This is a genomic window from Rathayibacter sp. AY1F4, assembly GCF_002931775.1.
Lineage (GTDB): Bacteria > Actinomycetota > Actinomycetes > Actinomycetales > Microbacteriaceae > Rathayibacter.
In genome coordinates, this window is sequence record NZ_PSVE01000012.1 from 41,863 (window position 1) to 67,512 (window position 25,650).

Consider the following 25,650-nt stretch of genomic DNA (forward strand, 5'->3'; position numbering starts at 1 on the left):
TCAGCAGGGTACGCCCGCGCCAGAAGGTGGGACGTCCCATGCCGCGGGGCTCGGGGCGCAGGGCTCCGTTGCTACCGTGATCCGGTCCGGGGCCGCCGCGCGAGGCGGAGCGGGGCGGTCCCGGCGCTTCCCATGGGGGAGCGCGCCGACCGGGCGCGGGACGGCGGATGCACAGCCGCCGTCCCGCGTCTCGCCGTAGACTTGCGGATCGTGACGAAGGCAGACCTCACCAAACGGCCCGACGAGGTCGCCTCGATGTTCGACACCGTGGCTCCCGCTTACGACCTGGTGAACGGACTCCTCTCGGTGGGGAACGACCGGCTCTGGCGGATCGCGACGACTCGCGCCGTCAACCCTGCTCCCGGTGAGCGCATCCTCGACATCGCGGCCGGCACCGGGACGTCGAGCGCGTCGCTGGCGCGGTCGGGCGCACAGGTCGTCGCAGCCGACTTCTCCCCGGGGATGATCGCCGTTGGCCGTCGCCGTCAGGCGGGCAACGACCGGATCGAGTTCGTCCAGGCCGACGCGATGGACCTCCCGTTCGAGGACGGATCGTTCGACGCCGTGACCATCTCGTTCGGTCTGCGCAACGTGGCCGAGCCGAGGACGGCGCTCGCCGAGTTCCTGCGTGTGCTGAAGCCCGGCGGCCGGGTCGTGATCTGCGAGTTCTCGACTCCGCCGATCGCTCCGCTGGCCGCCGCGTACGACTTCTACCTGTCGACGGTCATGCCCGCCGTCGTGCGACTCGCGTCGTCGAACAATCCCGCGTACGACTATCTCGGCGATTCCATCCGGGCCTGGCCGGAGCAGAGCGTCGTCGCCGCCTGGCTCCGCGCGGCGGGCTTCGAGCGTGTGGCCTACCGCGATCTGACCGCGGGCATCGTGGCGTTGCACCGCGGCGTCAAGCCGATCGCGGCGACCCGATGACGACCGGGGTCCGCACAGGCCGAGACGTTAGGGTTTCCCTGTGAACGCCACTGCGCCCGTCGCCCGTCGCAGCCCGTCTCTGACGGCGCAGCTCGGCCTCTCCGAGCGCATCTTCTCCTCATCGTCGGACCGGGCTCTCGCCCGCACGATCGACGCGGGTCTGGAGCAGGTCGAGGAGGGTCTCGTCCGGCAGCTGTCCTTCGCGGACGCCGTGGCCGACGTCTCCACCCGGTACCTCCTCGAGGCGGGCGGCAAGCGTGTGCGCCCGATGCTCACCCTCCTGGCCGCGTCGCTCGGCCGCGGCAACACGCCGCAGGTCCTGCTCGGTGCGCAGGCGATCGAGATCACGCATCTCGCATCGCTGTACCACGACGACGTCATGGACGAGGCGGAGAAGCGCCGCGGCGTCCCGTCGGCGCAGACCGTGTGGGGCAACAACGTGGCCATCCTGACGGGCGATCTGCTCTTCGCCCGCGCGAACCAGCTGATGGTCGAGCTCGGCGACAAGGCGATCCGGCTCCAGGCGGACACGTTCGAGCGGCTCGTCCTCGGGCAGCTGCACGAGACGGTCGGCCCGACCGACGGCGAGGACCCGGTCGAGCACTACCTGTCCGTCCTGGCGGACAAGACCGGGTCCCTGATCGCCGCGGCGGGCCGCACGGGAGTCGCGTTCTCGGAGGCTCCGGAGGAGTACGAGGAGGCCATGCGCGTCTTCGGCGAGAAGATCGGCGTCGCCTTCCAGATCGTCGACGACGTCATCGACCTCTCTCCCCAGCCGGAGGAGACCGGCAAGAACCCCGGCACGGACATCCGCGCCGGCGTGTCGACGCTGCCGATCCTGCGCCTGCGCGAGCGCGCCTCCTCGGATAGGGACGCCGCGGCTCTCCTCGCCCGCATCGAGAGCTACGTGAGCCGCTCGAACGACGCGATCGCGCACACCGAGGAGCAGAGCGCCGACATCTCGGACGCCATCGCCCAGCTGCGCGATCACGAGGTCACCGCGCAGACCCTCGCCGAGGCCCACCGGTGGGCCGACGAGGCCGTGGACGCTCTCGCTCCGCTGCCCGACGGCTCCGTCCGCAAGGCGCTGACGCGCTTCGCCGACACCGTCGTCGAGCGCAACGGCTGACCCCGATCGTCGCGGCGCGCCCTGCGCCGCAGTAATGAGACCGGTTGTGCGCTGCGGCGCCCCGGCAGGAGGAACGCAATGACCAAGCTCAGGCTGGCCATCGTCGGCGCGGGTCCCGCGGGCATCTACGCCGCCGACCTCATGATCAAGGCCGAGAAGAAGTACGACGTCTCGATCGACCTGTTCGAGCACCTGCCGGCGCCGTACGGCCTGGTCCGCTACGGGGTCGCGCCGGATCACCCGCGCATCAAGGGGATCATCACCGCTCTGCGGGAGGTTCTCGATCGCGGAGACATCCGCATCTTCGGCAACGTGCACTTCGGGACCGACATCACGCTCGAGGACCTCAAGCGGCACTACCACGCCGTCATCTTCGCGACCGGCGCGGTGCGGGACGCGCCGCTGGACGTCCCCGGCGTCGAGCTCGAGGGCTCCTACGGCGCAGCGGACTTCGTGAGCTGGTTCGACGGACACCCGGACGTCGCGCGCACCTGGCCGCTCGAAGCCTCCTCCGTCGCCGTCATCGGCAACGGCAACGTGGCGCTCGACGTCTCGCGGATGCTGGCGAAGCACGCCGAGGACCTCCTGCCCACCGAGGTCCCGCCGAACGTCTACGAGGGGCTGAAGGCTTCTCCCGTCACCGACGTGCACGTCTTCGGGCGCCGCGGTCCCGCTCAGGTGAAGTTCACGCCGCTGGAGCTGCGCGAGCTGGGCGAGCTGCGCGACGTCGACATGATCGTCGCCGACGAGGACTTCGACCTCGACCCCGCTTCGGAGGCCGCCATCGCGACCAACAAGCAGGTCATGGTCATCAACCGGGTGCTCAACCAGTGGCGCACCCGCGAGGTCGGGAGCGCCTCGCGTCGTCTCCACCTGCACTTCTGGGCGAAGCCGCTCGAGTTCGTGGACGACGGATCGGGTCGGGTCGGCGCGATCCGGTACGAGCGCACCGAGCCGGACGGCGAGGGCGGCGTGCGCGGCACGGGTGAGATCCGCGAGGTCCCCGTGCAGGCCGTGTACCGCGCGGTCGGCTACTTCGGCTCGCCGCTCGACGGCCTCCCGTTCGACGAGATGCGCGGCGTGATCCCGAACCGCGAGGGCCAGGTCCTGGACGACGAGGACCAGCAGGTCCACGGCGTCTACGCGACCGGCTGGATCAAGCGCGGACCGGTGGGGCTCATCGGGCACACCAAGTCCGACGCCATGGAGACCGTCGCGCACGTGCTCAACGACCAGGCGTCCTGGTGGACGCCCGAGCACCCCGAGGAGGCGGCCGTGGTCGCTCTGCTCGAGGAGCGGGAGATCGCCTACACGGATCTCGACGGCTGGCACCGGCTGGACGAGCACGAGATGGCGCTCGGCGAGCCCGAGGGCCGTGCGCGGGTGAAGGTCGTTCCCCGCGAGGACATGATCGCGATCTCGCGGGCGGAGCCGGCAGCGCTCTGACGCGTGCGCTCCGAACGGCCCTCCGGTGCAGTCCGGAGGGCCGTTCGGCGTTCCGGCGTGGACGCCTTGCGCCTCCTCTAGGATTCGGGCACCGCTCTGGACGGAGACAGCATGACCACGGCCGCGCCCCACGACGTCATCCGGGTGCGCGGTGCGCGCCAGAACAACCTCCGGGGGATCGACGTCGACATCCCGAAGCGGAGGATCACCGTGTTCACCGGGGTCTCGGGCTCCGGCAAGTCGTCGCTGGTCTTCGGCACCATCGCGGCCGAGTCCCAGCGCCTCATCAACGAGACCTACTCCGCCTTCGTGCAGCAGTTCATGGGGTCGCCGGCTCGCCCGGACGTGGAGTCGCTCGACGGACTGTCGGCCACGATCGTCGTCGATCAGGAGCGGATGGGGTCGAACGGCCGGTCCACGGTCGGCACGGCGACCGACGCGTACACGATGCTGCGGATCCTCTTCAGCCGGCTCGGCGACCCGCACGCGGGCACGAGCGGTGCGTTCTCCTTCAACCTGCCGGAGGGGATGTGCCCGCGGTGCGAGGGGACGGGCCGGGTGTCGAGCATTGACCTCGACGCGCTGATCGACCGCTCGAAGTCGCTCGAGGGCGGCGCTCTCGACGCGATCCCCAACTTCGTCGTCGGCGGCTGGTACTGGAAGGGCCTCGCCGAGTCGGGCCTCTATCCGGCCGATGTGCCGATCGCCGATTTCACGCCCGAGCAGATGGACGCGTTCCTCCACCGTCCGGCCACCAAGATGGCCATCGCCGGGATGACGATGACCTACGAGGGCCTCCTGGTGAAGGTCACCCGCCTCTACCTGGCGAAGGAGGCGGCCCAGCCGCACATCCGCGCCTTCGCCGAGCGGGTGGCCACCTTCGCCGCCTGTCCCGAGTGCGGAGGCGGCCGGCTCACCCGCGCCGCACTGGAGTCGTGCATCGGGGGCCGGAACATCGCCGAGTGCGCCGCGCTGCAGGCGACCGACCTCGCCGCGTGGCTCCGCGGACTGCAGGCGCCGTCCGTCGCTCCGATCGTCGAGACCCTCCTCGGGACGCTCGACGCCCTCGTCCAGGTCGGACTCGGCTATCTGTCGCTCGATCGGGAGTCGGGCACCCTCTCGGGCGGTGAGGCGCAGCGGGTCAAGATGGTGCGGCATCTGGGGTCGAGCCTCACGGACGTCACGTACGTCTTCGACGAGCCGACGGCGGGTCTGCATCCGCACGACGTCTCGCGGATGATCGAGCTGCTGCGCCGCCTGCGGGACAAGGGCAACACCGTCCTGGTGGTCGAGCACAAGCCGGAGATCATCGAGATCGCCGATCACGTGGTCGACCTCGGTCCGAGGGCCGGCGCGCACGGCGGCGAGCTGCGGTTCGAGGGGACGGTGGCGCAGCTGCGCACGTCCGACACTCTGACGGGCCGTCATCTCGGTCACCGCGTCCCGCTGAAGGAGGCCGTGCGCCGTCCGACCGGGGTGGTGGAGATCCGCGGGGCCTCCACGCACAACCTCCGCGGCGTCGACGTGGACGTCCCGCTGGGCGTGCTGACCGTCGTCACCGGAGTCGCCGGGTCGGGGAAGTCGTCGCTTCTGCACGGCTCGCTCGCGGGTCGGCCCGGCGTGGTGGTGGCCGACCAGTCGCCGATCCGCGGCTCGCGGCGCAGCAATCCGGCGACCTACACCGGTGTCCTCGACGCGATCCGGGCGGCCTTCGCGAAGGCGAACGGTGTGAGACCGGCGCTCTTCAGCGCGAACTCGGCAGGCGCCTGCCCCGTCTGCAAGGGGGCCGGGATGATCTTCACCGAGCTGGGCCCCGCCGCGACGGTCTCGTCGGTCTGCGAGGAGTGCGACGGCAAGCGGTTCACCGCTGAGGTGCTCGAGTACCGCCTCCGCGGGAGGAACATCCACGAGGTGCTCTCGATGCCGATCGTCGACGCCGCGGAGTTCTTCGCGAGCGGACCGGCGCACACGGTGCTCGCCCGTCTCGTCGACGTCGGTCTCGGCTACCTCACGCTCGGACAGCCGTTGAACACGCTGTCCGGGGGCGAGCGCCAGCGCCTCAAGCTCGCGATCAACATGGCCTCGTCCGGATCCGTCTACCTGCTCGACGAGCCGACCACCGGCCTGCACCTCGCGGACGTCGACACGCTGCTCGGACTGCTCGACCGGCTGGTCGCCTCCGGGAACTCGGTCGTGGTGATCGAGCACCACCGCGCCCTGATGGCGCACGCGGACTGGATCATCGACGTGGGGCCCGGAGCCGGGCACGACGGAGGGACGATCGTCTTCGAGGGGACTCCGGTCGGGCTCGCGGCGGCGGACACGCTGACCGGACGCGCCCTCGCCGAGTACGCGCGCTGACGCGTCCGCAGCCGCGACGCTCGCGGGTCAGCGCGAGAACGGGCCGGACAGGGCCGCCCACTGCAGGAGCATGATCGTCTTCGCGTCGACGATCTGCACGCCGATCTGGGTCAGCGCCTCGTCGAACGAGAGCTCGAGGACCTCGATGTCCTCGCCCTCGTCGGCGAGTCCCGCGAACGCTCCGCTGCGGGTCCCCGCGCGGTAGCGCCCGGCGTAGAAGTGTAGCTTCTCGGTGACCGAGCCGGGGCTCATGAACGCGTCGAACACGTGCTCGAGCCGGCCGACCTCGAGTCCGGTCTCCTCGGACGCCTCGCGGCGGGCGCCCTCCTCGGGCCCGTCCTCGTCCAGGAGACCGGCGGGCACTTCGAGGAGCATCCCGTCGAGGTCGCCGTTCACGTACGCGGGGTAGCGGAACTGCCGGATCAGGACGACGGTGCGCGCGTCGGCGTCGTAGAGCAGGACCGCCGCGCCGTTCCCCCGGTCGTAGGTCTCGCGCTGCTCGCTCGTCCAGCTGCCGTCGCGGTGCCGGTAGTCGAAGCGGGTGGTGCGGAGGACGTACCAGTCGCTCGAGAGGAGGGTGACCTCCTTCACGACCACGTCGGGGTTCCCGACGAGGTCGAGCCCGTCCCTGTCGAGTCCGGTGCGGCCCCGCCGGTCGGGGTCGTCGATGCCGGCGGTCACGCGCGTGCTCCCGTGTGCGTCATTCCTCAGCGGAAGTTGACGAACTGGAGGTCGAGCTCGAGGTCGGCTCCGCGCAGGAGCGCCATGGTCGCCTGGAGGTCGTCGCGGCTCTTCGAGGAGACGCGGAGCTCGTCGCCCTGGATCTGCGACTTGACCGACTTCGGCGCCTCGTCGCGGATGAGCTTGTTGATCTTCTTCGCGTGCTCCTGGTCGATGCCCTCCTTGAGGGTGGCCTCGATCCGGTACTCCTTGCCGGACGCGAAGGGCTCGCCCGCGTCGAGGCTCTTGAGGCTGATGCCGCGCTTGATCAGCTTCGACTGGAAGACGTCGAGGATGGCGTTCGCCCGTTCCTCGGTGTTGGCCTTGATCAGGATCTTCTCGCCGCTCCAGGCGATCGAGGCGCCGACGTTCTTGAAGTCGTAGCGCTGCTCGACCTCCTTGTGGGCCTGGTTCAGGGCGTTGTCCGCCTCCATCTTGTCGATCTTGCTGACGACGTCGAACGTTGAATCTGCCATGGCTCCGAGTTTAGCTTTCAGGCGTGGCGGAGCCCGGCCCCAGGCGCGGCTGGTACTTCTGAGGAGTGCGCCGCGTCCCCGTTCTCGTCCTCGTCCCGCTCGCCGGGCTCCTCCTGGCCGGCTGCGGCCAGCGGCCGCCCGCGCTGACGGTCGAGGAGGGCCTGTCCACCGTGCCTCCCGCGGCGACCGCTCCCGTCGCGGCGGACCCCGTCGTGCTGGAGGATCCCGAGCAGGCCGCGGCGACGCCGGTGCGACTGCTCGCCGACGAGGCGTGGCTGGGCACGGCGTCCGAGGGGAGCGGCATCCCGCTGCGCGCGCTCACCGCCTACGCGGGCACAGCCCTCCTCACGGCGTCGGTCGACCCCGACTGCCGGTTGGACTGGGCGACCCTGGCCGGCATCGGCTACGTCGAGAGCAGGCACGGCACGATCGACGGCGGCGAGCTGGGCGAGGACGGGCGGCCGACGGAGCCGATCTACGGTCCGCGCCTGGACGGAACGCGCTTCGACCGGGTCCCCGACAACGACGGCGGGGCTCTGGACGGCGACGCCGAGGTCGACCGGGCGATGGGTCCGCTGCAGATCATCCCGGCGACGTGGATGGCGTGGGCGTCGAGCGGGTGGGATCCGCAGAACGTGGACCAGCAGGCGGTGACCGCCGCCCGGTACCTCTGCGACGCCGGCGGCGACCTCTCGACGGAGTCGGGATGGCGGGCGGCGATCGCGGCCTACAACCCGGCCGGGAGCTACGCGGGGAAGGTCGCGGAGGCGGCGTCCCGCTACGCGGCGGAGGCGGACTGAGGCCGCGCGGCATCGATTTCCGATCCGCCGGTCGCGTGGGTATCCTTGCTGAGCGCCTCCGGTTGTGAACACGCGGTCGGGTGCGCCACGGCGAGTTACCCTAGCGGCCAAAGGGATCTGACTGTAAATCAGACGGCGTAGCCTTCGGGGGTTCGAATCCCTCACTCGCCACCGAGCAGGAACACCCGGCAGACGCCCCGGCATCACGAGATGCGCGGGGCGTTCCGCATGTCGGGGGATCGCCTTTCCAGCGGAGTGCCTTTCCAGCGGAGTGCCTTTCCGGGGGAGCACCGGTCCGGCGGATCGCCGGGCCCGGCCTCTTCGTCCCGTCGAACCCCGCACGCCGTCGGCCCGGCCTACGCGGTCGCCCGGCCCGCGCCGTCGCCTCAGCCCCGCGCCTCCTGCTCCAGGAACCCCGCGAGGGAGAGCGGCGGCCGTCCGGTCAGCCGCTCGACGTCGGACGAGACGTGCTCCAGCTGTCCGGCGGCGATCGCGGAGTAGGTGCTGACCCAGGCGTCCAGCTGCCAGTCCGGTGCGTTCCAGCGGCGGCGTGACGCGTACGCCTCCTCGAGGGTCTCGTCGACGTACACGGCGGGGCGGCCCGCCGCCGTCAGGGTCGCCGCGACCTCGTCGAGGGTGAGGGCCTCGGGCCCGGTCAGCTCGTAGGCGGCTCCGCGGTGCTCGGAGGGGGAGCGGAGGACAGCCGCGGCCGAGCGGGCCACGTCCTCGCGCGCGACGACGGCGGCACGGCCCGATCCCGCGGGTCCGCGGATCGCGCCGTCGTCGCCGAGCATCGCGGGCAGGAAGTCGAGGTAGAGGTTGTCGCGGAGGAACGTCCAGCCCATGCCCGAGCGGCGGATCGCGTCCTCGGTGGCCGCGTGGTCTCGGGCGAGGGTGAAGACCGCGTCGGGTGCGGCTCCGGCGAAGGAGGTGTAGACGACGTGCTCGACACCCGCGGCGGCGGCTGCGTCGACGAACGCGAGGTGCTCGGCGCGGCGCTCCTCGTTCTCGGAGGCGGAGACCATCAGGAGGAGGCGCACGCCCTCGAGCGAGTCGCCCGCGTCGGCGAAGGAAGAGCGCACCACCTCGGCCCCGGGGAGCTCGGGCGCGCGGGACGGGTCGCGGACCAGCAGGCGGAGGGCGTGACCGGCGTCGGCGAGCTCGCGCGCGACGCGACCGCCCACGGCTCCGGTGGCTCCCGTGAGGGCGATAGGGGTGCTCATCCCCCCATGATGGACCCGATCCCTAGGCTGGGGCCATGAGCGACAACGCCCCCCTCCTCGCCATCGCCCGCTCGATCGCCGTCGAGGCGGCGCACCTCGCCCGCCAGCGGCGGCAGGACGGTGTCGAGATCGCCGCGTCGAAGTCGTCCCCGGAGGACGTGGTGACGGCCGCGGACCGGGAGGTCGAGGAGCTGATCCGCCGGCGCCTGGCCGAGGCGCGTCCGGACGACGGCTTCCTCGGCGAGGAGTCGGGGTCGGGGGGCGGCACGAGCGGGCTGACCTGGGTCGTCGATCCGATCGACGGGACCGTCAACTACCTCTACGGCATCCCCTCCTACGCGGTCAGCATCGCTGTGGTGGAGGGGGAGCCGGATCCCGCGACCTGGACCGCGCTCGCCGGCGCGGTCGTGAACGGAGCGACGGGTGAGGTGACCACGGCCAGCCGAGGCGGGGGAGCCGAGCGGGACGGAGTCGCGCTGCAGGTCTCGGCTCCCTCCTCCCTCTCGCTCGCGCTGGTGGGCACCGGCTTCGGCTACGATGCGGGCCGCCGGATGCGCCAGGGCGCCGTGGTGCAGGAGCTCCTGGGCTCGGTCCGCGACATCCGCCGCATCGGCTCGGCGGCGCTCGACCTGTGCTCGGTGGCCACCGGGCAGCTGAACGCGTACTACGAGCGGGGCCTGAACCCGTGGGACCTCGCTGCGGGCGCCCTCATCGCCGAGGAGGCGGGCGCGCGGGTCGCGGGACTCGACGGCGCGCCCTTCGGCTCCGGCCTGCTCATCGCGGCACCGGATCCTCTTTTCGCCGAGCTGGAGGATCTGCTGCGCCGCCTGCGCGCGGACGAGGTGTAACCGCTCTCCCAGGCCGGGCCGACAAGGATTCCGTGCGCCGAGAGGCGGATCGGCGCAGGATCCCGCCGGGGCTCGCCGCGCGTCGTGCCCCGATCACGCCTGTGCGCGGCGGCCTCTGGCCGGATCCCGCCGGCCGTGGTTATCCTTTATGAATTCGTGATGTTCGCACAGGCTGCGCTCACGGAGCCGAGCGGTGCCTCTCCCTGGAGGCCCGCTCGTCCCCTGCCCCCGACGGAAGACATCGATTTCGTGAGCCCCGATTCGCCCGCCCCCGCTGCCCCTGCATCGACCCCCGGCGAATCGACTCCACCCCTCTCCCGTCGCGAGCTCCGCGAGCGCGAGCGCGCTCTGGCCCTCGCCTCCGACGTCTCGCTCGCGAGCGGCTCCGACGACCTCCTCGCGGCTCCCACGGCGGAGCAGCTGCGCGAAGCGGAGCGCCGCGTCGCCTCGGTCCGCAGCGCCCCGGCCCCCGTCCCCGCACCGCGCGCGACGCCGCTCCGGCCCGTGCGCCGGGCCCGGGTCGGCGGACTCGTCGCCCTCTCCTTCGTCGCGGCCATCGTGGCGGCGACCTCTCTGCCGGCCACATCGCTCCTGACCGCGGAGGACGTGCAGGCGCAGAGCCTCTCGACCCCCGTCGGCGCCGACGCCCGCCGCGGCGCGCAGTCGTTCGTCGCCGGCGAGGTCAGCGCCGAGACGGTCGCCCGCGACGGCTTCGGCGTGCAGGAGCGCAAGACGCAGACCAACGTCGCCGACATCGTCCGCACCTCCGACACAGGCTTCACGAACGACCCGAACGCGTCGATCCAGTGGCCCTTCGCCGTCGGCGTGCCGGTGGGCGACCGCTTCGGCTACCGCAACTGCGCGGGCTGCTCGGTGAACCACGGCGGCACCGACTTCAACCCGGGCGACGGCTCGCCCATCCAGGCGATCGCCGACGGCGTCGTGCGCACGGTCATCGACGGCGAGGGCTCGCTCGGCGTGCACGTGATCGTCGACCACGAGATCGACGGGCAGCTCGTCTCGAGCGTGTACGCGCACATGCAGCACGGCTCGGCGGCCGTCTCCGAGGGCGACCCGGTGAAGGTCGGCCAGCTGCTCGGCCTGGTGGGCACGACCGGCATGTCGACCGGCCCGCACCTGCACTTCGAGATCCGCCTCGACGGCGTGACGAAGGTCGACTCCTACCTCTGGCTCAAGGCCAACGCCGGGCGCTGACCCGGCGGCGGGACGCGGGAGCCGCCGGGCGGACCCCGCGGCCCGCTACTCCGCGCGCAGCCAGACCGTGGTGTCGGCGGGCATCGCCGGCTCGTGCAGCTCCTCCGAGGACAGCACCACGGAGCCGACGGGCAGCTCGACCGGAGCCTCGCCGAGGTTCGCGATCACGGTGACGGCTCCGTTGCGGAACGCCACGACGTCCTCCGGGTAGCCCTCGAGCCACTCGACGGCACCGGAACCCAGGTCCTCGGCACGGCGCACTGCGAGCAGGGACCGGTACAGCTCGAGCGTCGAGCCCTCGACACCGCGCTGGCGGTCGCGCGCGAGCGGCGCCCAGTCGCCGGGCTGCGGCAGCCAGGAGTCGCCGGAGACGCTGAAGCCGTACGCGGGCGCGTCCGCCTCCCACGGGATCGGCACCCGGCAGCCGTCGCGGCCGTAGCGCTCGCCGCCGGTGCGGAACCAGGTCGGGTCCTGACGCGCCGAGTCCGGCAGGTCGATCGCCTCGGGGAGCCCGAGCTCCTCGCCCTGATAGACGTAGGCGGAGCCGGGGAGCGCGAGCATGAGGGCGGTCGCGGCACGGGCGCGGCGCAGCCCCAGGACGGGGTCGGGGAGTCCGGGGGTGCGCGGGCCGATGCCGTAGCCCTGCGGGTTGTCGGACGTCAGGGCCAGGCGGCTCGCGTGGCGCACGACGTCGTGGTTCGACAGCACCCAGGTCGACGGGGCGCCGACGGCGGCGAAGGCCTCGACGGAGGAGTCGATGATGTCGCGGAGGGCGGGTGCGCTCCACGGGGTCTCGAGGTAGGCGAAGTTGAAGGCCTGGTGCATCTCGTCGGGGCGGACCCAGCGGGCGAGCTTGGAGAGCGGCTGCACCCACGCCTCGGCGCAGAGCACGCGGTCGTCCGGGTACTCGGCGAGCAGGGAGTGCCAGTCGCGGTAGATCTCGTGGACGCCGTCCTGCGCCCAGTAGGGGGCGGTAACGGGATCCTCGCCGTCGGCGGGAGCGACTCCGCCCATCGACCCGCTGTCGGCGGGCGGCGTGTAGTCGGGCAGCCCCTCGGCCTTGATCATCCCGTGTGCCACGTCGACGCGGAAGCCGTCGACGCCGCGGTCGAGCCAGAATCGGAGGACCTCCCGGAAGCGCTCGCGCACCCACTCGTTCGTCCAGTCGAAGTCGGGCTGCGAGGTGTCGAAGAGGTGCAGGTACCACTGGCCGCCCGAGCCGTCGGGCTCCATGACGCGGGTCCACGCGGGGCCGCCGAAGACCGACTCCCAGTTGTTCGGGGGCAGCTCGCCCGACTCTCCGCGGCCGTCGCGGAACAGGTAGCGCGCCCGCTCGGCGCTGCCCGCGGGAGCGGCGAGCGCCTCCTGGAACCAGCGGTGGGCGCTGGAGGAGTGGTTGGGGACGAGGTCGACGATGATGCGGATGCCCAGGGCGTGAGCGCGGGCGAGCATCGCGTCGAAGTCGGCGAGGGTGCCGAAGAGCGGATCGACGTCGCAGTAGTCGGCGACGTCGTAGCCCGCGTCCTTCTGCGGCGAGGTCATGAAGGGCGAGAGCCAGATCGCGTCGACGCCGAGCTCGGCGAGGCTCTCGAGGCGCGAGGCGATGCCGGGCAGGTCGCCGATGCCGTCGCCGTCCGCGTCCGCGAAGGAGCGCGGGTAGATCTGGTAGATGACGGCGGTGCGCCACCACTCGGCTCCCCGGCGGTGCTCGGCCTCGGAGTCGGGGCCGGGGGAGTTCTCGGGCGCGCCGGAGGTAGCGGAGTCCAGGGTCATGGGGTCGAGTTTATCGGGCGCCCCGGGGGCGCCGGGGGCACGCCCTCCGCCGTCCCGTACAGTCGACGGGTGATCGATGAGACGCCGGACGAGGCCCGAGCCCGACGCCGACGGGCACTGCTGTGGGTGGTGCCGCTGCTGGTGCTGCTGGTCGGCGGCCTGGTCGCCGTCACCCTCGCGATCGGCGGATTCGCGCTGCGCAGCATGACCGGCGCCTCCGCCGTGCAGCTCGTCCTCGTCGCCTAGGCGGTCGCGGCCGGGCCGTCCTCGTCCTCGGGCGGGGGCGCGGAGGAGGTGCGCGCCCGCTCCTCGGACGCGTGCGCGGTCTCGGGCCCGGTCGCGCGGGCCTGCTCGTCGGCGCGGGTGACCGCCTCCGCGAGCTCGTCGGCGACGAGGTACCCGGGAGAGACGGCCTCGGCCCGGTAGGCCGCCCGGCCGACCATGTGCGCCGAGACGGGCACGGTCAGCAGCTGGAAGCCGATCACCAGCACGATGGTCCCCGCGGCGGCGAAGCCGGGGTTCCGGATGGCGACCGCGAGCATCACGCAGATCAGTCCGAGCACCTGCGGCTTGGTGCCCGCGTGCATCCGGGAGAGCAGGTCGTCGAACCGCATCAAGCCGATCGCGGCCAGCAGCGAGAGCAGGGCGCCGACCAGCAGCAGCACAGCGGTGAGCACGTCGAAGAACAGGTCCATGTCAGTCCTCCTCGCGGTTGGCCATGAACTTGGCGACGCTGATCGATCCGAAGACGGCGAACAGCGCGAGCCCGAGCGCGACGGGCAGGGTCCGCGCGTGGTGGTTGACCGCCATCTCGGCGCCGATCCCGCAGATGATCGTCGCGACGAGCACGTCGGCCGCGACGACCCGGTCGAGCACGGACGGACCGCGGAGGATCCGCACGAGCGCGAGCAGGCAGGCGGCGCCGAAGACCGGCACCAGGATCCAGATCAGCCAGTCGATCACCGGACCACCCCCGATCCGGCCTCGATCGGCCGATTCACGCGCTGCACGTCCTCGCGGGAGCCGATGGCCCGGACGATGCGCGCTTCCGTCCGGAGGACCGTCCGGCGCACCTCGTCGATCCGCTCGCCCTCGTCGTGGGTCACGCCGAGCACGTGCAGGTAGAGGACGTTCAGCTGCGGGTCCACGTCGATCACCAGGGAGCCGGGGACGAGCGAGACGGCCTCCGTCGTCCAGACGAGCATCCCCTCGGAGCGGCTGCGCAGGTGCACGGCGACGATGGCGTTGTGGACCGGGACCGGCAGGGTCAGGATCTGCCAGGACACCCGCACCGAGGCCACCGCGATGTCGGCCAGCAGGCGCAGGAGGAAGAGGAGCACGAACCACGGGTGGATGCGGTTCGAGAACTCGACCGGCGGCAGGTAGAACACCCGGGTGATCAGCAGGGCGACCAGGAAGCCGGTGACGATCGACAGCACCGAGACGTCGTCCCAGAGCAGCACCCAGATGCCGACGAGGGTCACGAACATCGCGACGCGGTTCCAGATGTCGACGCGGCGGCGGGGGCTCATCGCGGCCCCTCCTCTCCGAAGGACGAGTCGCGGTAGACGGTCGCGATGTAGGTCGCGGGGTCGGCGACCGCGCTCGCCGCTCGCTCGCTCGCGTCGTAGAGGGGACCGGCGCCGACGGTCAGCACGACGCCGACGACGACCATCCCCGCGGTGGCGAGCACCATCATCGGCGGCGAGTGGCGGGTGCGGATGCTGCCCGTGTCGTGGGGGTCCTCCTGCAGCTGGTCGATCAGGGGCGACTCGTAGCCGGGCACCTCCTCCTGGCGGCGCCAGAAGACCATGTTCCAGACGCGCGCGACGGCGTAGAGGGTCAGGAGCGAGGTCACGGCCCCGGCTGCGATGACGGCCCAGATCAGCCACGAGGGCTGGTCGGCGGCCGACTCCGTGCCGGCGACGAAGAGCCCCACCTTGCCGAGGAAGCCGGTGAACGGCGGGATCCCGCCGAGGTTCATCGCGGGGATGAAGTAGAGCAGCGCCAGCAGCGGCGAGGCCTTGAGCAGCCCGCCGAGGCGCAGGATCGAGGTGGTGCCGCCGACGCGCTCGATCAGGCCGGTCGCGAGGAAGAGCGTCGTCTGCACCGTGATGTGGTGGATGACGTAGAAGATCGTCGCCGCGTAGCCCGCCGGGGTGCCCACGGCGATCCCGAAGACCATGTAGCCGATGTGCGAGACCAGCGTGAAGGACAGCATCCGCTTGATGTCGGCCTGCGCGACCGCGCCGAGGATGCCGACGATCAGCGTCAGCAGCGCCACCACCAGCAGCACCTCGCTCAGCCTCCCGCCGGGGAAGAGCAGGGTCTCGGTGCGGATCAGCGCGTACACGCCGACCTTGGTGAGGAGTCCGGCGAAGACGGCGGTGACCGGCGCCGGAGCCGTGGGGTACGAGTCCGGGAGCCAGAACGACAGGGGGAACACGGCCGCCTTGATCCCGAAGCCGAGCAGCAGCACCACGTGGAGCACCAGCTGCACGTCGGCGGGGAGCTCGGCGATGCGGATCGAGAGCTGCGCCATGTTGACAGTGCCGGTGGCGCCGTAGAGCAGGCCGATGGCCGAGAGGAAGAACACGCTCGAGACCAGGCTGACGACCACGTAGGTCGTGCCGGCGCGGATCCGCGGTGCGGTGCCGCCCAGGGTGATCAGCACGTAGCTCGCGGCCAGCAGGATCTCGAAGCCGACGTAGAGGTTGAAGAGGTCGCCCGCGACGAAGGCGTTGAGGATGCCCGCCGAGAGGATCAGGTAGGTCGGGTGGAAGATCGTGACCGGCGTCTCGCGGTTGCCGTCGACGAGGCCCTGGCCGACCGAGAACAGCAGGACGCCCAGCAGGGTGATCGAGGTGATCACGAGCATCAGCGCGGCGAGCGGATCGACGACCAGCACGATGCCCCACGGCGGCTCCCAGCCGCCCACGTAGACGGCGCTGCCGCCTCCGTCGCCGGTGAGGACCAGCACGAGCATCACCGAGGAGATCACCAGAACGCTCGAGAGCGTCACGATGTTCACGGTGATCTGCGCGCGCCGGTGGCGTCCGAGGATCAGCGCGACGGCCGCTCCCAGGAGGGGGAGGGTGACGACGAGCGGGATCAGGGCGTTCATCGGTCCTCCTTCCTGTCGTCGGTCATGGCGCTCTCCCCGTGCTTGGCGGCGGTGCCCTCGTCGCTGGACTCGAGCAGGACGTCGAGCGCCCGGTCGTCGGCGGTGGTCTGGGCCGAGATGCCCGCCGCGTCCTCGCGGACGGAGGCGTCGGTCTCGTCGTCCTCCACCTGGTCGGCGTTGGCGAGGCGCCAGCGCCGGTAGATCATCGCGAGGAGGAAGGCGGACACCCCGAAGGTGATCACGATCGCGGTGAGGATCAGCGCCTGCGGCAGCGGGTCGGCCATCTCGGCGGCGATCTGCTCGTAGGAGCGCCCGTCGTCGGTGACGAACGGCGCGATGCCCGAGCGGCCGGCCATCAGCAGGATGAGGATGTTGGTCGCGTTCCCGACGAGCAGGAACCCGATCAGGATGCGGGTGAGGCTGCGCTCGAGCATCTGGTAGACGCCCGCCGCGTACATCACCGCCATGACGACGACGAGGACGAGGGTGATGCTCATGCGCCGTCTCCCCTGCCCGGTCCGCCGACGACCGTGGAGCCGGTGGGGAGCGAGGTCTCGAGCCCGTCGACCGTGCCCTGGCCGGGGCCGGGGGTGCTGTCGGTCGAGTGCGTGACGCCGTCGCCCGAGGGGGAGCCCTGCTCGGCCTCCTCGCCGTGGCGGTCGACCTCGCCGCCGAGGCTGCGGAGGATGTCGAGGGCGAGGCCGATCACGATCAGGTACACCCCGATGTCGAAGAGGGTGGACGTGCCCAGGTGGAGCTCGCCCAGCACCGGCACCTCGAGGTCGAGCCAGCTCGACTCGAGGGCCTCGAGGCCGAAGGCGAGGGAGGAGACGGCGGTGCCGACGGCGAAGAAGAGGCCGAGTCCGAGGACCTTGCCCGCGTCGATCGGCGCGGCCTCGCCGAGCTCGAAGCGGCCGCCGGCGAGGTAGCGCGCGACGAGGGCGAGACCGGCGAGCAGGCCGCCCGCGAAGCCTCCCCCCGGGGTGTTGTGTCCGGTGAAGAGCAGGTAGACCGACACGATCATCGCGGGGTGGAAGAGCAGGCGCACCAGCACCTCGAGCACGATCGAGCGGTTCTCCGGCCGGAGCGTGCGCCCGGCGACGAGCCAGGAGCCGCGGTCGCCGTCGCGCTCGGCGTCGGCGGAGGAGGCGGTCAGGTCCATCGCGCGCTCGCGGCGGTCGTCGGCGCTCTGCGACTCGAGGCGGGGAGCGCCTCCGGCCCGGCTGGAGAGGAAGATCAGGCTCGCGACGCCGGTGGCGACCACGACGAGGACCGAGATCTCGCCCATCGTGTCCCAGGCGCGGATGTCGACGAGCAGGACGTTGACGATGTTGCGGCCCTTGCCCTCCTCGTAGGCGAGGCGGGGCAGCTCGGCCGAGATCGGCGTCGCGGTCCGGGCGCCGAGGGCGATGGTGGCGGCGAGGGCCATGACCGCTCCGACCGCGATGCCGATGACGGCGCGCAGGCGCTTGCGCATCGGCTGGTGCTTCGCGGCGATGCGGGTCGGAAGGCGGCGCAGCACCAGGACGAAGACCACGAGGGTCACCGTTTCGATCAGCGCCTGGGTGAGGGCGAGGTCCGGTGCACCCTGCAGGGCGAAGAGGGCCACCATCCCGTAGCCGGTGGCGCCGGCCAGCAGCACGGCGGCGACCCGGTTGCGGGCGATCGCGCACAGCACCGCCGCGAGGATCATCACGGCCGCGACCGCGAGCTGGCCCGGGCTGTCCCAGAAGACGAGATCGCCCGGCCAGGTGCGGTTGAGGGCGGCCGCACCGCCGACGCCGAGGACGAAGACCGCGAAGATCACCGTCAGGTAGCGGGGGAGCGAGCCGCGCTGGACGAACTCGGTGACCGTGCTGGCGACGCGGTCGAGCCAGCGGACGGTGGCCCAGTAGCCCTCGGCGGAGTCGATCCGGTTGGGCAGCATCGACTGGGCGCGCGCGACGGCGACGCGCTTGGCGAAGAGCAGGAGTCCGACGGCGATCACGAGGGCGCTGAGTGCCAGCGCGGGCTCGAAGCCGTGCCAGAGTGCGAGGTGGTAGCCGCCGTGGTCGGAGGCCTCCGCAGCGGCGGCGAGCTCCGGGTCGGCGTCCGGGGCGGCGAAGCGGAGGGTGTCCGCATAGACGGCGACGAGCGGGTCGAGCACGGAGGCGGCGATCCCGCCGATCACGCTGGCGGCGGCCAGCAGCACCGGGGCGGCGGTGAAGGTCCACGGCTCGGCGTGCAGGTGCGTGTCCTCTAGGCCCTTCTTGCGGGCGAAGGCGCCCCAGAAGAAGCGCGCGGAGTAGGCCACGGTGAGGATCGAGCCGAGGACGAGGCCGACCAGCGCGACCCAGGCCCAGAACGAGCCCTGCTCGATCGCCGAGATCAGGCTCGTGAACACGGCCTCCTTGGCGACGAAGCCCAGCAGCGGCGGGATGCCCGCCATCGACAGCACGCCGACGAGGGCGGCGCCCGCGAGCACCGGCGCCTGCCGTCCCAGGCCGCTGAGCTTGCGGAGGTCGCGCGTGCCCGCGCGGTGGTCGACGATGCCGACGGTGAGGAAGAGCAGCGCCTTGAAGAGAGCGTGGGCGACGAGGAGCGTCAGCCCGGCCAGCGCGGCGTCGCGCGAGCCGAAGCCGACGGCGACGGTCAGGAAGCCGAGCTGGCTGACGGTGCCGTAGGCCAGCACGAGCTTGAGGTCGTACTGCCGGAGCGAGCGCCAGCCGCCGACGAGCATGGTCCAGACTCCGACGCTCACCACCACGGGCAGCCAGACGGAGTCGTCGGCGAAGCCCGGCGCGAGGCGCGCGACGAGGTAGATGCCCGCCTTCACCATCGCGGCGGCGTGCAGGTAGGCGCTGACCGGCGTGGGAGCGGCCATCGCGGCCGGCAGCCAGAAGTGGAACGGCACCAGGGCGGACTTCGAGAACGCGCCGAGCAGCACCAGCACCAGCGCCGTCGACACGATCGGGCCGGAGGGGGCGGCGGCGACGATCCCGGAGAGGCTGGTGGTACCGGCCTGCACGATCAGGACGATGATCCCGACCAGCATCGCCAGCCCGCCGAGAGTCGTGACCAGGAGCGCCTGGAGACCGGCACCCCGGCTCTCCTTGCGCCCGCTGTAGTGGCCGATGAGGAGGTAGGAGAGGACGCTCGTCGCCTCCCAGAAGACGAAGAGGATGATCACGTCGTCGGCCGTGACCAGCCCGTACATCACTCCGGCGAACGCGGACAGGAGCGCTGCGAACCGGCCCAGCGAGGGCTCGTCGCGGCTGAAGTACGTCGCGCAGTAGGCGAGGACCAGGGCGCCGACTCCGCTGACCACGAGGGCGAGGACGATCGAGAGCGCGTCCAGGCGGAAGGAGAGGGCGATGTCGAGCGCGGGGATCCACGGCACGGACTCGCGGATCTCGCCGCCGTCGAGGATCGTCGGCAGGGCGGTCGCGGTGGCGACGAAGCTCGCGGCCGGGATGAGCGCCAGCGCGTAGAACGTCTTCGGCCCGAACCGGCCCACCAGCCAGGGGGTCACCACGGCGATCGCGAACGAGATCACGAGGATGAGGAGCATCACATGTTCCTCCCAAGGTGTACCCAGCGCACAAGTCGGTCAAGAATATCGGAGCGCCCTCCCGCGGAACCTGAGTGCGCGGAGGCTTGACGGCCCCGTCGTGATCCGCCAGGGCCCTACCGTGGGGAGCATGGCCCGCTCGCTCCTCCCCGACCAGCTCTGCCGACTCCGCGTCCACGACCTCGCGACGGGGGAGTCGACGACCGTCTTCGAGTCCGACTCCGTCCTCGTGGAGGCGCCGAACTGGACTCCGGACGGCTCCGCCCTGATCGTGAACGGCGACGGCGGCCTCTTCCGGCTGCCGCTCGAGGGGGCGGCCGTGCTCGAGCCGATCCCGCTCGACGGGGTGCCGGCCGAGCTCAACAACGACCACGTGCTCGCCCCGTCCGGCGGGCTCGCCTACGTCTCGGCGCGCGACGGGCACCTCTACGCGGTCGAGCTCGACGGCTCCGCCCCCGCCCGCCGCCTGACCGCCGAGCGCGAGGGCGCGCGCTTCAAGCACTACCTGCACGGCGTCTCGCCCGACGGCGCGACCCTCGCGCTGATCGGCGGCGGCGACGCCTCCGGGCGGTGGCGGACCGACGTCTACACGATGCCGGCCGGGGGAGGCCCGCTCACCGCCCTGACCGACGACGAGGCGGCCGACGACGGCGTCGACGTCTCGGCCGACGGCCGCACCCTCGTCTTCAACTCCGAGCGGGCCGGAGGAGGCGCGCAGCTCTTCCGCATCGGCCTCGACGGCTCCGCGCTCTCCCGCCTGGTCGAGTCGGACACGGTCGACTGGTTCCCGCACGAGTCGCCCGACGGCGCGCACCTGCTCTACCTCGCCTATCCGGAGGGGACGGCCGGCCACCCCGAGAACGTCGACGTCGAGCTGCGGCTGCTCGACCTCCCTGGGCGCGCGACGCTCGAGCCCGGCCGCGTGCTGGAGCGCCTCCACGGCGGGCAGGGGACGATCAACGTCTCCGGCTGGGCGCCGGACTCGACGCGCTTCGCCTACGCCGACTACCCGCGGCGCTGACAGCCTGAGTCCTTGCCGCGCATGCGCGGGAGGGGGATCGATCGGGGCGGGGTGCGGGACTTGAATCGGGGGATGACCATCGACAGCGCAGCATCCTCCTCCGTCACCCGCTCGCCGCTCGGCGACTCCGGCATCGACGTCTTCCCGCTCTCGCTCGGCGGCAACGTCTTCGGCTGGACCGCGGGCCGGCAGACCTCCTTCGACGTCCTCGACGGCTACACGGCCGCGGGCGGCGACTTCATCGACACCGCCGACGCGTACTCCGCCTGGGTCCCGGGCAACACGGGCGGCGAGTCCGAGACGATCATCGGCGAGTGGCTCGCGCAGCGCTCGGGGGACCGGGACGACGTGGTGATCGCGACGAAGGCGGGCCGCCACCCGCAGTTCACCGGCCTCGCGCCCGACACCGTGCGCGCGGCCGCCCGCGCCTCCCTCGAGCGCCTCGCGACCGACCGGATCGACCTCTACTACGCCCACTTCGACGACGAGGCCGTGCCGATGGCCGACATCGCCGCCGTGTTCTCCGAGCTCGTGGACCAGGGCCTGGTCCGCGCGATCGGAGTGTCGAACTTCAGCGCCGAGCGCGTCGCGGAGTGGCTGCGCATCGCGGGCGAGGAGGGCCTGCACGCGCCCGTCGCGCTGCAGCCGCACTACAACCTCGTGGAGCGCGGGATCGAGGCCGACCTGCTGCCCCTCGCCCGCGAGGCGGGGCTGGCCGTCGTCCCCTACTCCGCCCTGGCGTCAGGATTCCTGACCGGCAAGTACCGCGACGGATCGACGCCCGAGGGTCCGCGCGCCGACGGCGCCTCCCGCTACCTCGACGGCCGCGGCCGCCGGGTGCTGGCGGCGCTCGACGCGGCGGCGGAGGCGCACGGCGCCGAGGTGGCGACGGTGGCGCTCGCGTGGCTCCGCTCGCAGCCCGGAGTGGTCGCGCCGATCGCCAGCGCCCGCGTGATGGAGCAGCTGCCGGCGCTGATCGCCTCGGCCTCCCTTGAGCTGAGCGCAGAGGAGCTCGCCGCGCTCGACGAGGCGAGCCGGGCGTAGCCGCAGACGGGCGGCCGCGGGGGCGCGTCCCCCGCGGTCATCGACGCTCCGCGGAGGTGCTATCGTCTAACGGTGCCAAATCGCGGGCACGCCCCGAGAGGGGCTGTCAGACCCGCAGGTGCGCCCCCTTAGCTCATTGGTAGAGCACTTCCTTGGTAAGGAAGAGGTAGTGGGTCCGATTCCCACAGGGGGCTCCGTTCCCCGCAGGCCAGACCTGCGAAGAACGCGCGGCGGGGTAGCTCAGGTGGTTAGAGCACACGGCTCATAATCGTGGTGTCGCGGGTTCAAGTCCCGCTCCCGCTACAGCGAGAAGGCCCCGGTTCGCGCGTCGAGCCGGGGCCTTCGGCGTTCCTGTCGCGCTCCGCTGCGGTCGGCTCCGGAGCGGAGCGCCGTGATCGTGCCGCCGGGCCGGACTCTCAGAGCCAGCCGTTGCGCTCCGCGATCCGGAGGGCGTCGGCCCGGTTGCGGGCGCCCGTCTTGCCGATCACCGCCGAGAGGTGGTTCCGCACGGTCCCCGGCGAGAGGTGCAGCATCCGGGCGAGATCGGCGATCGATCCTCCGGTGCGCGCGGCGGCGAGCACGTCGGCCTCCCGCTCGGTCAGGGGCGTGCCTCCCTGCGCCAGCGACTCCGCAGCGAGCGCGGGATCGACCACGCGCAGCCCCTGCCCGACCCTCCGCACGGCGTCCGCCAGCTGAGCCGAGGGCGTGTCCTTGACCACGAAGCCCGACGCCCCCGCCTGCATCGCGCGGCTGAGGTAGCCGGGACGGCCGAAGGTCGTCACGATCAGCACGCGGCAGGCCGGCAGCGCCTCGCGGAGGAGCGCGGCGGCGGCGATCCCGTCCAGCCCCGGCATCTCGATGTCCAGCAGCGCGACGTCCGGCGTCGAGGCGAGCGCCGCGGCGACCACCTCGTCCCCGCGGCCGACCTCCGCCACCACGTCGATGTCGGACTCCAGCGAGAGCAGGGCGGCGAGTGCGCCCCGCACCAGCGCCTGGTCGTCGGCGATCAGGAGGCGCAGAGCGCTCACCGTCCGCCTCCGGGGAGGGTAGCCGCGAGGCGGAAGCCCCCGAGCTCGCTCGTCCCGACGGAGAGCCGGCCGCCCGCCGCCTCGACCCGCTCGCGGAGCCCGGCCAGTCCGGTCGAGCCCGCTGCTCCCGGCTGCGGACCCACTCCGTCGTCCGCGATCTCGACCTCGCAGGCGGTGAGGCGGATCCGGCAGCGCGAGGCGCTCGAATGGCGGACGACGTTCGTCGCTCCCTCGCGGATCACCCACCCCACCAGCTCGCGATGCTGCGGGAGCACGGTGTCGGTGGAGGAGGGCAGGTCGGCGGAGATCCCCGCCGCGGCGAGAGCGCCGCGCGCGGCGGCCAGCGCTCCGCTCGCGGTCGTGGCCCGGAAGCCGGACACGGTCGCGCGGACGTCGGCGAGAGCGCCCCGCGCGAGCGACTCCACGTCCGCGATCTCGGCCCGCGCCCGCTCCGGGTCGGCGTCGAGGAGGCGCCCGGCCAGCTCCGACTTCACGGTGATCACCGTCAGCGAATGGCCCAGGATGTCGTGGATGTCGCGGGCGACCCGGCTCCGCTCGCGCTCGGCCGTCAGGACCTCCAGCTCGGCGCGGGTGTCGCGGAGCTGGTTGACGGTGGCGATCGTGCGCGCGAAGGTGGCCATCATCAGGGAGATGGAGAGGATGATCACCGGCACCACGAAGGCGGTCTCGGTGACGCCGTCGCTCTCGAGGCGGACGGCGAGCGTCACGGAGGCGAGGGCTCCGATCAGGGTGGCCGTGAGGCGCCAGGTGAACACGCACATGCCGACCAGGACTCCGACGTAGGTCCAGAGCCCCGTCACGTCCCGCCCGAGCCAGGGGAGGAGGGTGAAGGAGAAGGCGAGCAGTCCGAGGCAGATCAGCAGCCGGCCCCGCGTCGCGAGGGTCCAGGCGAGCGGCGGTGCGACGAGGAATCCGGCGCTGAAAGCGGCGATGAGGGCGACGCCGACGACGCGGCGGGGCCACTCCGGATCGTCGAGGACCGACGGCACGGTCGAGTACACCCAGAAGAGCGAGAAGACCGCTCCCGCGTACCAGCGCAGCGCACGCGGGGTCCAGAGAGCCGTGCGCAGGGTCGCTCCCGGGTCGGCGCCCGCCGCGGCCGGGCGGATCGGCCACCCTGTCTCGCCGTGCCCGGAGGCGGTGGTGCTGCTCACGCGCTCACCCTAGGACGGAGCCGACCGCGGTGGCGCATCCGTCACACCCGCTTCGTGTCGCGGCGGAAGAAGAACACCGTCCCGCCGAGGAGCAGACCGAGCCACACGAGCGCGTCGACCAGAGCGCCGAGGTCGAACCCCTCGCCGGTCAGCGGCGCTCGCGCGAGCTCGCTGATCCCGTAGACCGGCGTCAGGGCGGCGATGCTCTGCAGGAATCCGGGCATGCTGCTCACCGGGTAGAAGAGGCCGCCCAGGAACGCGAGGACCACGATGACCAGGCTCGTGATCTGTGCCGCGTTCTCGCCCGGCACCATGTAGCCCACCATGAGGCCGAGCGTCGTGAAGACGGCGCTCGCGAGCAGCCAGCCCGTCAGTCCGGTCGCGACCCACTGCACCGCCGAGAGCTCGATGCCGCTGGCGGCGCCGACCGCATAGGTGGCGACGACGGCGAGCAGGCCCAGCGCCATCCCGGCGATCATCTTGATCAGAACGTTGACCACGGGGTTCAGCGGGGTGAGCCGCAGCTGCCGGCTCCAGCCCTGCGCGCGCTCCACGGCGACGGCCGCCCCGGTCTGCGTGGCCGACATCATCGCTCCGTACATCGCCATCGACACCATGATGAAGGCCGCGATCGAGACGCCGCCCGCCGCGATCGGAGTCGCGGTCAGCGGCTCGTCGCGGAGCGGGTACCCGACGATGAAGAACATCAGGACCGGGAAGAGGAGGGTGAAGAAGAGGGTCCGCCGGTTCCGCAGCCGCCGCAGGATCTCGATGCGCAGGTAGGTCGTGGTGAAGCCGCCGAGCGCCGGCGAGCGGCGGTCGAGGCGGACGCGGTCGGCGGCGGGGGTCGTGGCGGTCATGCGGAGGCTCCTTCGGAGGTGAGGGCGAGGAAGACGCTCTCGAGGTTCTGGGCGGTGATCTCGACGTCGCGGGCACCGGTGCGGGTGAGCAGGTAGCGGGCGAGGGCGTCGGAGTCGTCGGTGTGCACCGTGATCCGGTCGCCCTGGGCCTCGACGCTGGAGACCTGGGGGAGCGCGGCGAGGGCGGCGAGGTCGGCGCCGGGCAGGGTCGCGTGGACGATCCGGCCGGAGACGAGGTTCTTGATGCTGCTCGTGGTCCCGTCGGCGACGATCCGGCCTCGGCTCATCAGGACGATGCGGTCGGCGTACTCGTCCGCCTCCTCGAGGTAGTGCGTGGCGAAGAGGACGGTGCGCCCGCGCGCCGCGTCGGTGCGGATGGCCTGCCAGAACGCGCGGCGCCCCTCGACGTCCATGCCGGTGGTCGGCTCGTCGAGCAGGAGCAGGCCGGGGTCCGACAGCAGCGCCATCGCGAACCGGAGCCGCTGCTGCTGACCGCCGGAGCACAGTCCCACGCGGCGGGAGGCGAGGTCGGCGATCCCCGCGCGCCCCAGCACCTCGTCGATCGGCCGGGTGTCCGCGAAGAGGCTCGCGGTCAGCTCCAGTGTCTCGTGGACGCTGAGGTCCTTCAGCAGGCCGCCGGTCTGCAGGACGGCCGAGACGAGCCCGTGCGCGATCGCCGTGCGCGGCGAGCGTCCGAACACCGTGACCTCGCCGGTGTCAGGGGCCGAGAGGCCCAGGAGCATGTCGAGGGTCGTGGTCTTGCCCGCGCCGTTGGGACCGAGGAAGGCGACGATCTCGCCGGGCCGGACGGTGAGGTCCACTCCGGCGACGGCGGCGACGGAGCCGAAGCTCTTGGTGAGGGCGGTCGCCTGCACGGCGAGGTCGGTCGAGGTCATGCCCTCAGCCTGTCGAGGGGGTCGCCGCAGTGCC

24 protein-coding genes and 3 tRNA genes are annotated in these 25,650 nt (G+C 72.1%); 13 read left to right on the forward strand and 14 right to left on the reverse strand.

Features of this window, described 5'->3' with window-relative positions; genetic code table 11:
* Positions 1 to 210 precede the first annotated feature (210 nt).
* The 4 genes from ubiE (at position 211) to C5C59_RS09235 (ending at position 5,863) form a co-directional block, all read left to right on the forward strand.
* The gene (gene ubiE, locus C5C59_RS09220) at positions 211 to 927 is read left to right on the forward strand and encodes a bifunctional demethylmenaquinone methyltransferase/2-methoxy-6-polyprenyl-1,4-benzoquinol methylase UbiE (RefSeq protein ID WP_258062683.1); all 717 of its coding nucleotides are present in this window, start codon (positions 211 to 213) and stop codon (positions 925 to 927) included.
* 40 nt (positions 928 to 967) lie between these two features.
* Complete coding sequence (locus C5C59_RS09225; RefSeq protein WP_104239136.1) at positions 968 to 2,056, forward strand: polyprenyl synthetase family protein; 1,089 nt, start codon at positions 968 to 970, stop codon at positions 2,054 to 2,056.
* A gap of 78 nt (positions 2,057 to 2,134) precedes the next feature.
* Positions 2,135 to 3,502, forward strand: coding sequence for an FAD-dependent oxidoreductase (locus tag C5C59_RS09230; protein ID WP_104239135.1), 1,368 nt, complete (start codon positions 2,135 to 2,137; stop codon positions 3,500 to 3,502).
* Between the two features lie 111 nt (positions 3,503 to 3,613).
* The gene (locus tag C5C59_RS09235; RefSeq protein WP_104239134.1) at positions 3,614 to 5,863 is read left to right on the forward strand and encodes an excinuclease ABC subunit UvrA; all 2,250 of its coding nucleotides are present in this window, start codon (positions 3,614 to 3,616) and stop codon (positions 5,861 to 5,863) included.
* A 27-nt stretch (positions 5,864 to 5,890) separates the two neighbouring features.
* Here the strand turns inward: C5C59_RS09235 and C5C59_RS09240 are convergent, their stop codons facing one another.
* Both C5C59_RS09240 and C5C59_RS09245 read right to left on the reverse strand, forming a co-directional pair.
* Positions 5,891 to 6,544 (reverse strand): NUDIX domain-containing protein, encoded by a 654-nt coding sequence (locus tag C5C59_RS09240; protein ID WP_104233413.1) that lies wholly within the window; start codon positions 6,542 to 6,544, stop codon positions 5,891 to 5,893.
* Between the two features lie 26 nt (positions 6,545 to 6,570).
* Positions 6,571 to 7,059 (reverse strand): YajQ family cyclic di-GMP-binding protein, encoded by a 489-nt coding sequence (locus tag C5C59_RS09245; RefSeq protein ID WP_104223606.1) that lies wholly within the window; start codon positions 7,057 to 7,059, stop codon positions 6,571 to 6,573.
* 65 nt (positions 7,060 to 7,124) lie between these two features.
* Here C5C59_RS09245 and C5C59_RS09250 point away from each other — a divergent pair, with 65 nt between their 5' ends.
* A complete protein-coding gene (locus C5C59_RS09250) occupies positions 7,125 to 7,859 on the forward strand; it encodes a hypothetical protein (RefSeq protein WP_104239133.1) in 735 nt (244 codons plus the stop codon).
* A gap of 89 nt (positions 7,860 to 7,948) precedes the next feature.
* A tRNA-Tyr gene (locus C5C59_RS09255) sits at positions 7,949 to 8,030 on the forward strand.
* 215 nt (positions 8,031 to 8,245) lie between these two features.
* Here the strand turns inward: C5C59_RS09255 and C5C59_RS09260 are convergent.
* The gene (locus tag C5C59_RS09260) at positions 8,246 to 9,082 is read right to left on the reverse strand and encodes an SDR family oxidoreductase (RefSeq protein WP_104239132.1); all 837 of its coding nucleotides are present in this window, start codon (positions 9,080 to 9,082) and stop codon (positions 8,246 to 8,248) included.
* Between the two features lie 35 nt (positions 9,083 to 9,117).
* Here C5C59_RS09260 and C5C59_RS09265 point away from each other — a divergent pair, with 35 nt between their 5' ends.
* Together C5C59_RS09265 and C5C59_RS09270 are read left to right on the forward strand one after the other, a co-directional pair.
* Positions 9,118 to 9,930 carry an inositol monophosphatase family protein gene (locus C5C59_RS09265; protein WP_104223609.1) on the forward strand — a complete coding sequence of 271 codons (813 nt, stop codon included), beginning with the start codon at positions 9,118 to 9,120 and terminating at the stop codon, positions 9,928 to 9,930.
* Positions 9,931 to 10,179: 249 nt separating this feature from the next.
* Complete coding sequence (locus C5C59_RS09270; protein ID WP_181134868.1) at positions 10,180 to 11,145, forward strand: M23 family metallopeptidase; 966 nt, start codon at positions 10,180 to 10,182, stop codon at positions 11,143 to 11,145.
* 45 nt (positions 11,146 to 11,190) lie between these two features.
* Here C5C59_RS09270 and C5C59_RS09275 read toward each other — a convergent pair whose 3' ends face one another.
* Entirely contained in the window at positions 11,191 to 12,918 is a 1,728-nt protein-coding gene (locus C5C59_RS09275) for a glycoside hydrolase family 13 protein (RefSeq protein WP_104238299.1), read from the reverse strand.
* A 69-nt stretch (positions 12,919 to 12,987) separates the two neighbouring features.
* Between C5C59_RS09275 and C5C59_RS17225 the strand changes: the two genes are divergently transcribed.
* Entirely contained in the window at positions 12,988 to 13,164 is a 177-nt protein-coding gene (locus C5C59_RS17225; RefSeq protein WP_159939698.1) for a hypothetical protein, read from the forward strand.
* On the opposite strand, the gene mnhG is transcribed toward C5C59_RS17225, so the two are convergent.
* Genes mnhG through C5C59_RS09305 form a run of 6 tightly spaced genes read right to left on the reverse strand, consistent with a single transcriptional unit; the run spans position 13,161 to position 19,592 of the window.
* Complete coding sequence (gene mnhG, locus C5C59_RS09280; protein ID WP_244229587.1) at positions 13,161 to 13,613, reverse strand: monovalent cation/H(+) antiporter subunit G; 453 nt, start codon at positions 13,611 to 13,613, stop codon at positions 13,161 to 13,163. The two genes, C5C59_RS17225 and mnhG, sit on opposite strands and share 4 nt — an antisense overlap.
* A gap of 1 nt (position 13,614) precedes the next feature.
* Positions 13,615 to 13,881: a monovalent cation/H+ antiporter complex subunit F gene (locus C5C59_RS09285; protein WP_308470711.1), complete on the reverse strand. Its 267-nt coding sequence runs from the start codon at positions 13,879 to 13,881 to the stop codon at positions 13,615 to 13,617.
* Entirely contained in the window at positions 13,878 to 14,450 is a 573-nt protein-coding gene (locus C5C59_RS09290) for a Na+/H+ antiporter subunit E (protein WP_104238298.1), read from the reverse strand. The genes C5C59_RS09285 and C5C59_RS09290 overlap by 4 nt, the downstream gene beginning before the upstream one ends.
* Positions 14,447 to 16,042: a Na+/H+ antiporter subunit D gene (locus C5C59_RS09295; RefSeq protein WP_104238297.1), complete on the reverse strand. Its 1,596-nt coding sequence runs from the start codon at positions 16,040 to 16,042 to the stop codon at positions 14,447 to 14,449. Before C5C59_RS09295 ends, C5C59_RS09290 begins: the two co-directional genes overlap by 4 nt.
* Positions 16,039 to 16,539: a Na(+)/H(+) antiporter subunit C gene (locus C5C59_RS09300; protein WP_104223614.1), complete on the reverse strand. Its 501-nt coding sequence runs from the start codon at positions 16,537 to 16,539 to the stop codon at positions 16,039 to 16,041. Before C5C59_RS09300 ends, C5C59_RS09295 begins: the two co-directional genes overlap by 4 nt.
* Positions 16,536 to 19,592, reverse strand: coding sequence for a Na+/H+ antiporter subunit A (locus C5C59_RS09305; protein ID WP_104238296.1), 3,057 nt, complete (start codon positions 19,590 to 19,592; stop codon positions 16,536 to 16,538). The genes C5C59_RS09300 and C5C59_RS09305 overlap by 4 nt, the downstream gene beginning before the upstream one ends.
* 130 nt (positions 19,593 to 19,722) lie before the next feature.
* Here C5C59_RS09305 and C5C59_RS09310 point away from each other — a divergent pair, with 130 nt between their 5' ends.
* The 4 genes from C5C59_RS09310 (at position 19,723) to C5C59_RS09325 (ending at position 21,960) form a co-directional block, all read left to right on the forward strand.
* Entirely contained in the window at positions 19,723 to 20,613 is an 891-nt protein-coding gene (locus C5C59_RS09310; RefSeq protein WP_104238295.1) for a PD40 domain-containing protein, read from the forward strand.
* Between the two features lie 72 nt (positions 20,614 to 20,685).
* Entirely contained in the window at positions 20,686 to 21,657 is a 972-nt protein-coding gene (locus C5C59_RS09315) for an aldo/keto reductase (protein ID WP_104238294.1), read from the forward strand.
* Positions 21,658 to 21,779: 122 nt separating this feature from the next.
* Positions 21,780 to 21,851, forward strand: a tRNA-Thr gene (locus C5C59_RS09320).
* 35 nt (positions 21,852 to 21,886) lie between these two features.
* A tRNA-Met gene (locus C5C59_RS09325) sits at positions 21,887 to 21,960 on the forward strand.
* Positions 21,961 to 22,073: 113 nt separating this feature from the next.
* On the opposite strand, the gene C5C59_RS09330 is transcribed toward C5C59_RS09325, so the two are convergent.
* The 4 genes from C5C59_RS09330 to C5C59_RS09345 are packed head-to-tail and all read right to left on the reverse strand — an operon-like array spanning position 22,074 to position 25,616.
* Complete coding sequence (locus C5C59_RS09330; protein ID WP_181074522.1) at positions 22,074 to 22,685, reverse strand: response regulator; 612 nt, start codon at positions 22,683 to 22,685, stop codon at positions 22,074 to 22,076.
* Positions 22,682 to 23,860: a sensor histidine kinase gene (locus C5C59_RS09335; RefSeq protein ID WP_258059741.1), complete on the reverse strand. Its 1,179-nt coding sequence runs from the start codon at positions 23,858 to 23,860 to the stop codon at positions 22,682 to 22,684. The genes C5C59_RS09330 and C5C59_RS09335 overlap by 4 nt, the downstream gene beginning before the upstream one ends.
* Before the next feature lie 41 nt (positions 23,861 to 23,901).
* A complete protein-coding gene (locus C5C59_RS09340; RefSeq protein WP_104238293.1) occupies positions 23,902 to 24,720 on the reverse strand; it encodes an ABC transporter permease in 819 nt (272 codons plus the stop codon).
* Positions 24,717 to 25,616, reverse strand: a complete 900-nt coding sequence (locus C5C59_RS09345; protein WP_104238292.1) for an ABC transporter ATP-binding protein — start codon at positions 25,614 to 25,616, stop codon at positions 24,717 to 24,719. The genes C5C59_RS09340 and C5C59_RS09345 overlap by 4 nt, the downstream gene beginning before the upstream one ends.
* Positions 25,617 to 25,650 lie beyond the last annotated feature (34 nt).

Excerpts from the sequence above, each read along its gene's own strand:
- C5C59_RS09265 (WP_104223609.1), top strand. The coding sequence starts at position 9,118 with ATGAGCGACAACGCCCCCCTCCTCGCCATCGCCCGCTCGATCGCCGTC.
- C5C59_RS09275 (WP_104238299.1), bottom strand. The coding sequence starts at position 12,918 with ATGACCCTGGACTCCGCTACCTCCGGCGCGCCCGAGAACTCCCCCGGC.
- C5C59_RS09315 (WP_104238294.1), top strand. The coding sequence starts at position 20,686 with ATGACCATCGACAGCGCAGCATCCTCCTCCGTCACCCGCTCGCCGCTC.
- C5C59_RS09260 (WP_104239132.1), bottom strand. The coding sequence starts at position 9,082 with ATGAGCACCCCTATCGCCCTCACGGGAGCCACCGGAGCCGTGGGCGGT.
- C5C59_RS09300 (WP_104223614.1), bottom strand. The coding sequence starts at position 16,539 with ATGAGCATCACCCTCGTCCTCGTCGTCGTCATGGCGGTGATGTACGCG.
- C5C59_RS09245 (WP_104223606.1), bottom strand. The coding sequence starts at position 7,059 with ATGGCAGATTCAACGTTCGACGTCGTCAGCAAGATCGACAAGATGGAG.
- C5C59_RS09310 (WP_104238295.1), top strand. The coding sequence starts at position 19,723 with ATGGCCCGCTCGCTCCTCCCCGACCAGCTCTGCCGACTCCGCGTCCAC.
- C5C59_RS09290 (WP_104238298.1), bottom strand. The coding sequence starts at position 14,450 with ATGAGCCCCCGCCGCCGCGTCGACATCTGGAACCGCGTCGCGATGTTC.
- C5C59_RS09340 (WP_104238293.1), bottom strand. The coding sequence starts at position 24,720 with ATGACCGCCACGACCCCCGCCGCCGACCGCGTCCGCCTCGACCGCCGC.
- C5C59_RS09230 (WP_104239135.1), top strand. The coding sequence starts at position 2,135 with ATGACCAAGCTCAGGCTGGCCATCGTCGGCGCGGGTCCCGCGGGCATC.
- C5C59_RS09345 (WP_104238292.1), bottom strand. The coding sequence starts at position 25,616 with ATGACCTCGACCGACCTCGCCGTGCAGGCGACCGCCCTCACCAAGAGC.
- C5C59_RS09235 (WP_104239134.1), top strand. The coding sequence starts at position 3,614 with ATGACCACGGCCGCGCCCCACGACGTCATCCGGGTGCGCGGTGCGCGC.
- C5C59_RS09295 (WP_104238297.1), bottom strand. The coding sequence starts at position 16,042 with ATGAACGCCCTGATCCCGCTCGTCGTCACCCTCCCCCTCCTGGGAGCG.
- mnhG (WP_244229587.1), bottom strand. The coding sequence starts at position 13,613 with ATGGACCTGTTCTTCGACGTGCTCACCGCTGTGCTGCTGCTGGTCGGC.
- C5C59_RS09305 (WP_104238296.1), bottom strand. The coding sequence starts at position 19,592 with ATGCTCCTCATCCTCGTGATCTCGTTCGCGATCGCCGTGGTGACCCCC.